This window comes from Streptomyces sp. NPDC041784 (assembly GCF_055591025.1).
The window spans coordinates 471,919-484,373 of the sequence record NZ_JBVJAB010000001.1; the positions used below are offsets into that span (position 1 = coordinate 471,919).

Here is a 12,455-nt window from a genome sequence, read left to right on the forward strand (position 1 = left end):
GCCTCATGACCGACCGAAGGCTCTGGTCCTACAAGGAGATCGCGGCCCACATCAGGGTGCAGCCGGACACCGTACGGTCCTACCGCAAGCACGGGCTGCTGCCGGCGCCCGACCATGTCGAGGGCGGCAAGCCCTACTGGTACGCCGACACCGTCCGCGCCTGGGTCGCCTCCCGTCCGGGCAACCGGGGGCGCCCGACGGACTGATCCATGAATCATCTCCGGGGAGGGCCCACGGTGGGCCCTCCCCCAGCTCGACGACTCGACGACCGTCGGCTCGACGGCTCGATGACCGTCAGCCCCACGGCTCGATGACCGTCAGCCCCACGGCTCGATGACCGTCACTCCGGCTCCCGGCGCCGTTCCCAGCGCCGCCAGGGCGTCCGGTACGGCGTCCAGGGTGATCGTCGAGGTCACGAGCAGGTCGGGGCGGAGGACGCCCGAGCGGACCGCCTCCAGCATCGCCGGGTAGGTGTGCGCGGCCATGCCGTGGCTGCCCAGAATCTCCAGCTCCAGGGCGATGGCGCGGGCCATCGGGACGGCCGTCGTGCCGTCGGGCGAGGGCAGCAGGCCGACCTGGACGTGCCGGCCCCGGCGGCGCAGGCCGTTCACCGAGGCGGCGCAGGTGGCCGGGGAGCCGAGGGCGTCGAGGGAGAGGTGGGCGCCGCCGCCGGTGAGGTCGCGGACGGCCGCCGCCGTGTCCGGCACGCCGGTGGCATCCACGCACTGCGCCGCGCCGAACTTCCGGGCCAGGTCGAGGGCGAGCGGGGACACGTCCACCGCGACGACCCGCGCCCCGCTCGCCGCCGCGATCATCACCGCGGAGAGACCCACCCCGCCGCAGCCGTGCACCGCGACCCACTCCCCCGCCGCGACCCGGCCCTGCTGCACGACCGCCCGGAACGCGGTGGCGAACCGGCAGCCCAGGGAGGCCGCGGTGGCGTAGGAGAGGTCGTCGGGGACGGCGACCAGGTTCACGTCCGCGTGGTCCAGGGCGACGTACTGGGCGAAGGAGCCCCAGTGGGTGAAGCCGGGCTGGGTCTGGCGCTCGCACACCTGGTGGTCACCGGCCGCGCAGGACGGGCAGCTTCCGCAGCCGCAGACGAAGGGCACGGTGACCCGGTCGCCCGGGTGCCAGCCGGTGACCGCGGGGCCCACCTCCTCGACGACGCCAGCGAGTTCATGACCGGGGACGTGCGGCAGGGTGATGTCCGGGTCGTGGCCGATCCAGCCGTGCCAGTCGCTGCGGCACAGGCCGGTCGCCTCGACCCGGACGACCACTCCGTGCGCGGCGGGCCGGGGGTCGGGCACCTCCCGTACCTCGGCGGGTTCGCCGTACCGCTCGAAGACCACTGCGCGCATCCACGGCTCCTTCTCGGCCCGCCCCCGGAACTCCCGGAGATCACCGTGCACGCTAGCCGCGCGCCGCCGCCTTGTCCCGTGCCTCCCCGGCCTCCTCGGGCTCCCCGGTCTCCTCGGCCTCCCCGGTCTCCTCGGCCTCCCCGGCCTCCCCGGGCTCCTCGGGCTCCACGGGCTCCTCGGGCTTCCCTAGCTTCCCGGGCGCCTCGCTCTCGGTGACCTCGGTGGCCTCGGCCGGGCCCGGCGGTTCGCCCTCGCTCAGGCCGAAGCGTTCGTGGAAGCGGCGCAGGGGGGCCGGGGCCCACCAGGTGGCGTGGCCGGTGAGGCGCATGATCGCCGGGACCAGGAGGCTGCGGACGACCATCGCGTCCATCACGACCGCCAGGGCGATGCCCAGGCCGAGCATCTTGGTGTTGGTGACCCGGGAGGTGCCTATCGCGACCATCACCACGGCCAGGATGACCGCCGCCGCCGTGATCAGACCGCCCGTGCGCCGCAGACCCAGGCGGACCGCCCGCTCGTGGTCGCCGGTGCGGTCGTACTCCTCCTTGATGCGGGAGAGCAGGAACACGCCGTAGTCCATGGAGAGTCCGAAGGCGACGCAGAACATCAGGACCGGGAGGGTGGTCTCTATGGAGCCGGGGCTGGTGAAACCGAGCGGGCCGGAGAGATGGCCGTCCTGGAAGACCCAGACCACCGCGCCGAACATCGCCGTCAGGCTGAGCGCGTTGAGCAGCACCGCCTGGAGCGGGACGAGCACGCTGCCGGTGAGGAGGAAGACCAGGAAGAGCGTCACGATCGCGATGAAGGCCAGCGCCCAGGGCAGTTGGGCGCCGATCGCGTGCTTGGAGTCGACCAGGACGGCCGCCGTGCCGGTCACCTTGGTCTCGAAGGGGGCCTTCGTGGCGCGCAGGTCGCCGACCAGTCGCTGTGCCGCGTCGTCCACGGCCTCGCCCTTGGGCAGCACCGTGAAGTACGCCGCGTCGCCGTTCACCAGCGGGCCGTCGACCCGGACCACCTCGGGGAGGGCCGCGATCCGCCGCTTGTAGTCCGCGTACTGGGCCGGGGTGGCCCTCCCTTCGGCGAGGACCTCCAGGCCGCCGCCGGGGTTACCCGGGAAGCCGTCCCTGATGTGCTGCTGGACGACGTGGGACTCGGCGGAGGAGGGCAGCTGGCGGTCGTCCGCCGTACCGAACTTCACGCCCAGGAAGGGCAGTCCGAGCAGGACGAGGACGGCCGTGGTCCCCAGGGCGAAGAAGGGGGCCCGGCGCATGACCAGGTCCGCGGTGCGTGCCCAGCCCTTGCCGCCCTCCTCGGCGCCCCGCCCCTGGGCGTCGGTGCCGGCCGCCCGGTCCTTCCTGCGGAACACCCGCCTCAGGTCCAGCGCGTTGACCCGGTCGCCGAGCAGGACGAGCGCCGCCGGGAGCAGGATCAGGGCGGCCGCGGCGGCCAGCAGGACGACCGCGATGCCCGCGTAGGCGAAGGAGCGCAGGAAGTACTGGGGGAAGACGAGCATCGCCGCGAGCGACACCGCGACCGTGAGCGCGGAGAACAGGACCGTGCGGCCGGCCGTGCGCAGGGTGGTGCCGATGGCCGCCTGCGGGTCGGCGCCGGTGGCGAGCTCCTCGCGGAAGCGACGGACGATGAAGAGGGCGTAGTCGACGGCGAGGCCGAGGCCCAGGGCCGTGGTGAGGTTCATGGCGAAGACGGAGACGTCGGTGAACGCCGTCAGGCCGCTGAGGATCGCGTTGGTGCCGAGGATCGCGACGATGCCGATGCCCAGGGGCAGCAGGGCGGCGATCGCGCTGCCGAAGACCATCACCAGCAGCACCAGCGTGATCGGCAGGGCGATCAGTTCGGCGCGGGTGAGGTCCTCCTGGATGGTGGTCTGCATCTCGTGCCGCACCGCGACGATGCCGCCGATCGTGACCTCCACCGGGCCGTGCGTGCCGCGGTAGGAGGGGGCGATGCGGTCGAGGGTCTCGGCCATCGTCTTCTCGTCGCCCGTGATCCGGGCCGCGATCAGCGCCTCGTGGCCGTCCTTCGCGCGCAGGGCGGGGGCCGCCGAGGGGTCCGCCCGCCAGTAGGAGCCGACGCCGACGACGCCCGGCTCGGCGGCGAGGCGCTCGGTCAGCCGGTTCGCCTCGGCGGTGACCGCCGGGTCGTCGACCGAGGCGCCGCCCGCGCCGACGAGCAGCAGGAGGTTGGGCTGGGAGTCGGGGAACGCGCGCTCCAGGGCCCTGGTCGCGTAGGTGGACTGGGCGTCCGGGTCCTCCCAGCCGCCGCTGCCCAGCCGGTCGGCGACACCGCTGCCGGCCAGCACGGCGAGGACGGTGAGCACCAGGGCGGCGAGCAGCGACAGCCGCGGACGGGCGGTCACGAAGCGGGTCCAGCCCCCGACACGGGGTGGGCGGTTGACTTCGGTCATCGTGCGGTGTCCCCTTCACCTGGCACCATCAACTGAAAACACGAGGGATCGCTCGCATTTTCGTCCGGCACCAGAATGCGAGCGACCGCTCGTGTTTGTCAATGACGTTCGGAGAGCTGGGGATAACTCGTGCCCGACAACCCGCAGAAGGAACAGCCACGCCGCCGCCAGGCGCGCGGGGAGCGCCGTATCGCACAACTGCTCGAAGCCGCGGCCAGTGTCTTCTGCGCGACCGGCTACACCGCCGCCAGCACCAACGCCATCGCCCGCGAGGCCGGCGTCTCGCCGGGCACGCTCTACCAGTTCTTCCCGAACAAGGAAGCGATCGCGATCGAGCTGGGCGACCGGCTGATGCACGAGATGCGCGAGACCTACGGCGAGGCGCTCGCCCCCGTCGACCCCGCGACACCGTTGGAGGAGGCGGTCGGCTCGGCGATCGACCGGTTCATCGCCTTCAACTGCGACCACCCGGTGTTCTTCGCGCTCATGCACGGCCCCGACATCCCGGGCCGCATGGCCGAGGAGCACGACGCGCTCCACGCGACCCTGCTCTCCCGCATCGAGGGCCTGCTCTCGTCGTTCCTGCCCGAGACACCCCCCGCCGACCTGAACCGCACCGCCCAGATGTGCCTCGGCATCTACAAGGCGGGCCTCGAACTGATCCTGGGCCACGAGGGCGCCGAGCGCGACGCGTACGTCCGGGAGCTGAAGGACGCGCTGATCCGGTATCTGGAGCCGCTGGTCGGCGACCGCCTCGGAAGAAGACCGGCCAGCCTCACCGAGAATACCCCCTAGGGGTATAATGTCGGCAGAGCGGGAGCCCCTCGCGGGCCCCGTCGGCCCCACCTGCCTCCACGAGGAGAACGAGATGACCGCTCCAACCGAAACCCCGGGATCCGTCACCACCGTCTACAAGGTGAGTGGCATGAGCTGCGGCCACTGCGAGGGCGCGATCTCCGGCGAGATCTCCGAGCTGCCCGGCGTCAGCTCGGTCAAGGCCGTGGCCTCCACCGGTGAGGTCACCGTCGTCTCCGCCGCCGCGCTGGACGAGTCGGCCGTACGCGCCGCCGTCGACGAGGCCGGCTTCGAGCTGGTCGGCCGGGCCTGAGGCAGCCGCTTCCCCACCCCGAGGCATCCCACCGGGCCGTACCGACCAGCTGATACTGGTTCCGTGCGGCCCGGTCCGTTTCCTGGAGTACGCATGACCAGCACCGCGACCGCCGCCACCGGGACCCCGATACCCCCGCCCCCCTCCGAGGTCGAGCTGCTCATCGGCGGGATGACCTGCGCGTCCTGCGCGTCCCGCGTCGAGAAGAAGCTCAACCGCATGGAGGGCGTCACCGCCACGGTCAACTACGCCACGGAGAAGGCAAGGGTCAGCTACCCCGCCGGCATCGAGGTCTCCGACCTGATCGCGACCGTGGTGAAGACCGGGTACACGGCCGAGGAGCCGGCGCCCGCGCCCGAACCCGTCGCACCGGACACCGACGCCCCCCGGGACCCCGAACTGGCCGACCTGCGCCACCGCCTCCTGGTCTCCGTCCTGCTCGCCGCGCCGGTCGTGCTGCTCGCGATGGTCCCCTCCCTCCAGTTCGACAACTGGCAGTGGCTCTCCCTGACGCTCGCCGCGCCCGTGGTCGTCTGGGGCGGCGGCCCGCTGCACCGGGCCGCGTGGACGAACCTGCGGCACGGCGCCGCCACCATGGACACCCTGGTCTCCGTGGGCACGCTGGCCGCGCTCGGCTGGTCGCTGTGGGCGCTGTTCTTCGGCGACGCGGGCATGCCGGGCATGCGGCACCCCTTCGAACTCACCGTCTCCCGCGCCGACGGCGCCTCCACGATCTATCTGGAGGTCGCCGCCGGAGTCACCGCCTTCATCCTGCTCGGCCGGTACCTGGAGGCCCGCTCCAAGCGGCGCGCCGGGGCCGCCTTGCGGGCACTGATGGAGCTGGGCGCCAAGGACGTCGCCGTCCTGCGGGACGGGCGGGAGGTGCGGATCGCCGTGGACCGGCTGGCGGTCGGGGACCGGTTCGTCGTACGGCCCGGGGAGAAGGTCGCGACCGACGGGACGGTCGTCGAGGGCGCCTCGGCGGTGGACGCCTCGATGCTCACCGGCGAGTCCGTGCCGGTGGACGTCGGCCCCGGCGACACCGTCACCGGCGCGACCGTGAACGCCGGCGGGCGGCTCGTCGTCGAGGCGACCCGGATCGGCGCCGACACCCGGCTGGCGCGGATGGCACGGCTCGTGGAGGACGCGCAGAACGGCAAGGCGCAGGTGCAGCGGCTTGCCGACCGGATCTCCGGGATCTTCGTCCCCGTGGTGCTGCTGATCGCGGCCGGCACCTTCGGCGGCTGGCTGGGCGCGACCGGGGACACCGTCGCCGCGTTCACCGCCGCCGTCGCGGTCCTGATCATCGCCTGCCCGTGCGCCCTGGGGCTCGCCACGCCCACCGCCCTGATGGTCGGCACCGGGCGGGGCGCCCAGCTCGGCATCCTCATCAAGGGCCCCGAGGTCCTGGAGTCCACCCGTCGCGTCGACACGGTCGTCCTCGACAAGACCGGCACCGTCACCACCGGCCGGATGACCCTCCAGGAGGTGTACGTCGCCGACGGCACCGACGAGCGGGAACTGCTGCGGCTCGCGGGCGCCCTGGAGCACGCCTCCGAGCACCCGGTGGCCCGGGCGGTGGCCGCGGGCGCCGAGGAGCGGACCGGGGGGCTGCCCGCGGCCGAGCACTTCGAGAACGTGCCCGGGCGGGGCGTACGGGGGCGCGTGGAGGGGCGTGAGGTCGCCGCGGGGCGGCTCTTCGACAGCCTTCCGGCCGAGCTGGCCCGCGCCAAGGACGAGGCCGAGCGGGACGGTCGTACGGCCGTCGTCGTCGGGTGGGACGGCGCGGCGCGCGGGGTGCTCGCGGTCGCCGACGCGGTCAAGGAGACCAGCGCCGAGGCCGTACGGCAGTTGCGCGCGCTGGGGCTCACGCCGGTGCTGCTGACCGGGGACAACCGGGCGGTCGCGCAGACGGTGGCGCGGGCCGTCGGCATCGACGAGGTGGTCGCCGAGGTGCTGCCCGAGGACAAGGTCGCCGTCGTACGGCGGCTCCAGGGCGAGGGCCGGGTGGTCGCCATGGTCGGCGACGGCGTCAACGACGCGGCCGCGCTGGCCGCCGCCGATCTGGGGCTCGCGATGGGCACCGGGACGGACGCGGCGATCGAGGCGAGCGATCTGACGCTGGTGCGCGGGGATCTGCGGGTGGCCGCGGACGCCGTCCGGCTGTCCCGTCGGACCCTGGCGACGATCAAGGGCAATCTGGTGTGGGCGTTCGGGTACAACGTGGCCGCGCTGCCGCTGGCCGCGGCCGGACTGCTCAACCCGATGATCGCGGGAGCGACGATGGCCTTCTCGTCGGTGTTCGTGGTGACCAACAGCCTGCGGCTGCGGGCCTTCCGGTGAGACTCCGGGTGAGACCGGACCTTTAAGTCGGACCCCCTGGAGTCCTGCGCGAGCCTCACATAAGCTCTTCACAAGGCTCGCGCATCATCCTTACGCTGGGGCCTCGATCGCTGTATCCGGGCTCTTGCGCATCTAACGGACATATGCAAGAGACACAGATCACAGTGATGCGAACGTAACCACCGAAGGGGTTCGAAGGTCTAAGTTGACGATGTCGGAAAGCGTCTTGGGGGGCGCAGACCGGCATCTGGGGATGTCTTGGGGGACTTCCTCAGAGATGCGTTGCCGGGGCACGTACACCGGGAAGCTTTGAGCGGCCCTCCCAGCGTGCGTTGTCCCGGCAGATCGCACACGGCGGTAGTACGGCGAGTTCTGCTCGTTCTGCTCAACCGCATGCACAACAACTGTTCGACAACCGCATATCGACACAGCGAATTCAGGCGCTGTCCTCATAAACGCCCGGCCGGATCCCGTGGGGGGAATCCGCACCGGGACATGGGAAGGCGCCCTGGTCGTCGGCCCGTGGGGGGACTGACGTCAGGGCGCCTTCCGTTTGCCGCTCACGAAGGCCGCTCCCTCGCCGCGCGCATGAGACAGCCCTGTCCGAACGGTTGATCCGCTCGGACAGGGCTGCGACTGTGGCTGACCGCGACGGGGCACCGGTCGGCCGGCGCCCCTCACCGTCAGGTGTCAGCGCTCCTCGACCGGCACGAAGTCGCGCTCCACGACGCCCGTGTAGATCTGGCGCGGACGGCCGATGCGGGAGCCCGGCTCCTTGATCATCTCGTGCCACTGGGCGATCCAGCCCGGGAGGCGACCCAGGGCGAAGAGGACCGTGAACATCTCGGTCGGGAAGCCCATGGCCCGGTAGATCAGGCCGGTGTAGAAGTCGACGTTCGGGTAGAGGTTGCGCGAGACGAAGTAGTCGTCGGAGAGCGCGTGCTCCTCCAGCTTCAGCGCGATGTCCAGCAGCTCGTCGGACTTGCCGAGGGCGGACAGCACGTCGTGCGCGGCGGCCTTGATGATCTTGGCGCGCGGGTCGAAGGACTTGTACACCCGGTGGCCGAAGCCCATCAGGCGGACGCCGTCCTCCTTGTTCTTCACCTTGTTGATGAAGGAGTCGACATCGCCGCCGCCGGCCTGGATGCCCTCGAGCATCTCCAGCACGGACTGGTTGGCGCCGCCGTGCAGCGGGCCCCACAGGGCGTTGATGCCGGCCGAGATCGACGCAAACATGTTGGCCTGCGAGGAGCCGACCAGACGGACCGTGGAGGTCGAACAGTTCTGCTCGTGGTCCGCGTGCAGGATGAGCAGCTTGTCCAGCGCGGAGACGACGACCGGGTCGAGGTCGTACTCCTGGGCCGGGACCGAGAAGGTCATGCGCAGGAAGTTCTCGACGTAGCCGAGGTCGTTGCGCGGGTAGACGAACGGGTGACCGATCGACTTCTTGTACGCGTACGCCGCGATCGTCGGGAGCTTGGCGAGCAGACGGATCGTCGAGAGGTTGCGCTGCTTCTCGTCGAACGGGTTGTGGCTGTCCTGGTAGAAGGTGGACAGCGCCGAGACGACCGACGACAGCATGGCCATCGGGTGGGCGTCGCGCGGGAAGCCCTTGTAGAAGTTCTTGACGTCCTCGTGCAGCAGGGTGTGCTGCGTGATGTCGTTCTTGAAGACGCTCAGCTCGTCGACCGTCGGCAGCTCACCGTTGATCAGCAGGTAGGCGACCTCAAGGAAGGTCGACCGCTCGGCGAGCTGCTCGATCGGGTAGCCGCGGTACCGGAGGATGCCCTGCTCGCCGTCAAGGTAGGTGATGGCGGATTTATAGGCGGCGGTGTTGCCGTAGCCGCTGTCCAGGGTGACCAGACCGGTCTGGGCGCGGAGCTTCCCGATGTCGAAGCCCTTGTCGCCGACGGTGCTGTCGATCACCGGGTAGGTGTACTCGCCGTCGCCGTACCGCAGTACTACAGAGTTGTCGCTCACGTCATCCCTCACCGACGTTGTGCCTCTTCTTCGAGGTTGCCCTGACTGTCTCTACCATCCCCCATTTGGCGCAGGTGAGTGCACTCGGGGTCGACCATTGGGCTTATCGGCGGCACTCAGTGCCGCCAACTTTCTCATCCTGCCGCCTTCGTCCGGCTTCCGGAAGTGCTCTGTGACCTTCGTGACTCATTTGATCGATCATTTTTTGGGATCACCGGGTCACCGGTACCGATGGCCGGTCACTGATGGCCGGTCAGTGGCCCGCGAGCCGGAAGTCCAGGGCCGTGCAGCGGCGGCCCGCCGAGACCGTGCGCACCGCCTGGCCGATCGCCTTGCGCGAACCCACGAGGACGACCAGCTTCTTGGCGCGGGTGACGGCCGTATACAGAAGGTTCCGCTGGAGCATCATCCATGCCCCTGTGGTGACGGGGATCACCACCGCGGGATATTCACTCCCCTGTGAACGGTGGATGGTCACCGCGTACGCGTGGGCCAGTTCGTCCAGTTCGTCGAATTCGTACGGCACCTCCTCGTCCTCGTCGGTCAGCACGGTGAGGCGCTGGTCGACCGGATCGAGCGAGGTGACCACGCCCACGGTGCCGTTGAAGACACCGTTCTTCCCCTTGTCGTAATTGTTGCGGATCTGGGTGACCTTGTCGCCGACACGGAAGACCCGGCCGCCGAACCGCTTCTCGGGCAGGTCGGGTCGGCCGGGTGTGACGGCCTGCTGGAGCAGTCCGTTGAGGGCGCCGGCGCCGGCCGGGCCGCGGTGCATGGGGGCGAGCACCTGGACGTCCCGCCGAGGGTCCAGGCCGAACTTGGCCGGAATGCGACGGGCCGCCACGTCGACGGTGAGCCGGCCGGCCTCCTCCGTGTCGTCCTCGACGAAGAGGAAGAAGTCCTTCATCCCGTCGGTGAGCGGATGCTGCCCGGCGTTGATCCGGTGCGCGTTCGTCACCACGCCGGACTGCTGGGCCTGGCGGAACACGCGCGTGAGGCGGACGGCGGGCACCGGGCCGCCGTCGGCGAGCAGATCGCGCAGCACCTCGCCCGCGCCGACACTGGGCAGCTGGTCGACGTCCCCGACGAAGAGCAGGTGCGCGCCGGGCGGTACGGCCTTGACCAGCTTGTTGGCGAGCAGCAGGTCCAGCATCGACGCCTCGTCGACCACCACCAGGTCGGCGTCCAGCGGGCGGTCCCGGTCGTAGGCGGCGTCACCGCCGGGCTTCAGCTCCAGCAGGCGGTGGACGGTGGAGGCCTCGGCGCCGGTCAGCTCGGCGAGGCGCTTGGCGGCGCGGCCGGTCGGGGCGGCCAGCACGACCTTGGCCTTCCGGGCGCGGGCCAGCTCCACGATCGAGCGCACGGTGAAGGACTTGCCGCAGCCGGGGCCTCCGGTGAGCACGGCGACCTTCTCGGTCAGCGCGAGCCGTACGGCGGCCTCCTGCTCGGGGGCGAGATCGGCCCCGGTGCGCTGCCTCAGCCAGCCCAGCGCCTTGTCCCAGGCCACGTCGCGGAAGCCCGGCATGCGGTCCTCGGAAGTGCGCAGCAGGCGCAGGAGCTGGGCGGAGAGGGAGAGTTCGGCGCGGTGGAAGGGGACCAGGTAGACGGCGGTGACCGGCTCCGCGCCGTCGTCCTGGCCGGGGACCTTCTCCCGTACGACGCCGGGATCCTCGCCCTCCTGCGGGGGCGCCGCCAGCTCGGCGAGGCACTCGATGACCAGGCCGGTGTCGACCTGGAGGAGCTTCACCGCGTCGGCGATCAGGCGCTCCTCGGGCAGGTAGCAGTTGCCCTGGTCGGTCGCCTGGGACAGTGCGTACTGCAGGCCCGCCTTGACCCGCTCCGGGCTGTCGTGCGGGATGCCGACGGACTGCGCGATCTTGTCGGCGGTGAGGAAGCCGATGCCCCAGACGTCGGCGGCCAGCCGGTAGGGCTGGTTCTTCACGACGGAGATGGAGGCGTCGCCGTACTTCTTGTAGATGCGCACGGCGATGGAGGTGGACACCTCGACGGTCTGGAGGAAGAGCATGACCTCCTTGATCGCCTTCTGTTCCTCCCAGGCGTCGGCGATCTTCTTCGTGCGCTTCGGACCGAGGCCCGGCACCTCGATGAGCCGCTTGGGCTCCTCCTCGATGATCGTGAGGGTGTCGATGCCGAAGTGCTGGGTGATCCGGTCGGCGAAGACCGGGCCGATGCCCTTGACCAGGCCGGATCCCAGGTAGCGGCGGATGCCCTGGACGGTGGCGGGCAGCACCGTCGTGTAGTTCTCCACGGTGAACTGCTTGCCGTACTGCGGGTGGGAGCCCCAGCGGCCCTCCATGCGCAGGGACTCGCCGACCTGGGCGCCGAGCAGCGCGCCCACGACCGTGAGGAGGTCGCCGGCGCCTCTGCCGGTGTCGACCCGGGCGACCGTGTAGCCGTTCTCCTCGTTCGCGTACGTGATGCGTTCCAGCACGCCGTCCAACGTCGCCAATCGGCGGTCCGCGTCTGCCTCTTGCCTGGACATGATCCGACGGTACCGGCCGGGTCTGACAGCGGGAGCAGCTCCCGCCCTCCAGCCCGATCACCGGCTTGTCAAAACCATGGGATCCGCTCGAGCACGCCTTCGAGCGTGGCCGCCCGCCGCTCCCCCGCCGGGGAGGCCCCCGCCTGATCCGTCATGATCCGACGGTACCGCCCGGCACCGACAGGCCGGCCCGGACGGCTCAGGCGGCCCGGACGGCTCAGCCGGCCTGGGCGATCACGTGGTCGATCACCTTCTGGAAGTCCTCGGTCGGGGAGAACTCCACGAACTCGCAGTCCTCCAGGGCCACCGGGACGTGTCCGGGCGCCCAGTAGTACGCCTGCCCCGCCTCGTAGACCGTCTCGCCCTCGGCCGTGCGCATCCGCAGCCGGCCCTTGAGCAGATAGCCCCAGTGCGGGCACGGACACGCGTCGTCGGGCAGGCCCTTCAGGGCGGGTCCCATGTCCGTGCCCTGCGGGAGGCTGATGTAGCCGACGGACAGGCCGCCGCCGATCGGCCTGATGCGCACCTGCACCCCGTCGCCCTCGAGCGCGACGGGAACGTCGTTCCTGGCCGCAGACGTCATGACTTCCTCCGTTTCCGGCCCGCCAGACCGACGGACCCGAGGTCCTCGCTCCGTACATCCAGGCTGGCCCCGCACCGGCCTGGCCGCTACCGCACTCATCGACCGCACTCATCGACCGCACTCAGCGACCACGCTCATCCGAGCGCGGTTTC

Annotated in this window: 9 protein-coding genes; 4 read left to right on the forward strand and 5 right to left on the reverse strand. The window is 70.9% G+C overall.

Annotation, left to right across the window (positions count from 1 at the left end):
- The first annotated feature begins 5 nt into the window (after positions 1-5).
- A complete protein-coding gene (locus ACZ6D7_RS02080; RefSeq protein WP_469482388.1) occupies positions 6-206 on the forward strand; it encodes a helix-turn-helix transcriptional regulator in 201 nt (66 codons plus the stop codon).
- A gap of 111 nt (positions 207-317) precedes the next feature.
- Here the strand turns inward: ACZ6D7_RS02080 and ACZ6D7_RS02085 are convergent, their stop codons facing one another.
- Both ACZ6D7_RS02085 and ACZ6D7_RS02090 read right to left on the reverse strand, forming a co-directional pair.
- On the reverse strand, positions 318-1,361 hold the full coding sequence (locus ACZ6D7_RS02085) for a zinc-dependent alcohol dehydrogenase family protein (RefSeq protein WP_469482390.1): 1,044 nt from the start codon (positions 1,359-1,361) through the stop codon (positions 318-320).
- Between the two features lie 52 nt (positions 1,362-1,413).
- Positions 1,414-3,786, reverse strand: coding sequence for an MMPL family transporter (locus ACZ6D7_RS02090; protein WP_469482392.1), 2,373 nt, complete (start codon positions 3,784-3,786; stop codon positions 1,414-1,416).
- Between the two features lie 129 nt (positions 3,787-3,915).
- Between ACZ6D7_RS02090 and ACZ6D7_RS02095 the strand changes: the two genes are divergently transcribed.
- From ACZ6D7_RS02095 to ACZ6D7_RS02105, 3 genes are all read left to right on the forward strand, one after another.
- Positions 3,916-4,581, forward strand: a complete 666-nt coding sequence (locus ACZ6D7_RS02095; RefSeq protein ID WP_469482394.1) for a TetR/AcrR family transcriptional regulator — start codon at positions 3,916-3,918, stop codon at positions 4,579-4,581.
- A 73-nt stretch (positions 4,582-4,654) separates the two neighbouring features.
- On the forward strand, positions 4,655-4,894 hold the full coding sequence (locus ACZ6D7_RS02100; protein WP_469482396.1) for a heavy-metal-associated domain-containing protein: 240 nt from the start codon (positions 4,655-4,657) through the stop codon (positions 4,892-4,894).
- A gap of 93 nt (positions 4,895-4,987) precedes the next feature.
- Positions 4,988-7,237 (forward strand): heavy metal translocating P-type ATPase, encoded by a 2,250-nt coding sequence (locus ACZ6D7_RS02105; RefSeq protein WP_469482399.1) that lies wholly within the window; start codon positions 4,988-4,990, stop codon positions 7,235-7,237.
- 690 nt (positions 7,238-7,927) lie between these two features.
- Here the strand turns inward: ACZ6D7_RS02105 and ACZ6D7_RS02110 are convergent.
- The 3 genes from ACZ6D7_RS02110 to ACZ6D7_RS02120 all read right to left on the reverse strand — a co-directional run bounded on the left by ACZ6D7_RS02110 (position 7,928) and on the right by ACZ6D7_RS02120 (position 12,303).
- Positions 7,928-9,217, reverse strand: coding sequence for a citrate synthase (locus ACZ6D7_RS02110; protein WP_469482401.1), 1,290 nt, complete (start codon positions 9,215-9,217; stop codon positions 7,928-7,930).
- Between the two features lie 253 nt (positions 9,218-9,470).
- A complete protein-coding gene (recD2, locus tag ACZ6D7_RS02115) occupies positions 9,471-11,720 on the reverse strand; it encodes an SF1B family DNA helicase RecD2 (RefSeq protein WP_469482403.1) in 2,250 nt (749 codons plus the stop codon).
- Positions 11,721-11,937: 217 nt separating this feature from the next.
- Complete coding sequence (locus tag ACZ6D7_RS02120) at positions 11,938-12,303, reverse strand: cupin domain-containing protein (protein ID WP_469482405.1); 366 nt, start codon at positions 12,301-12,303, stop codon at positions 11,938-11,940.
- Positions 12,304-12,455 lie beyond the last annotated feature (152 nt).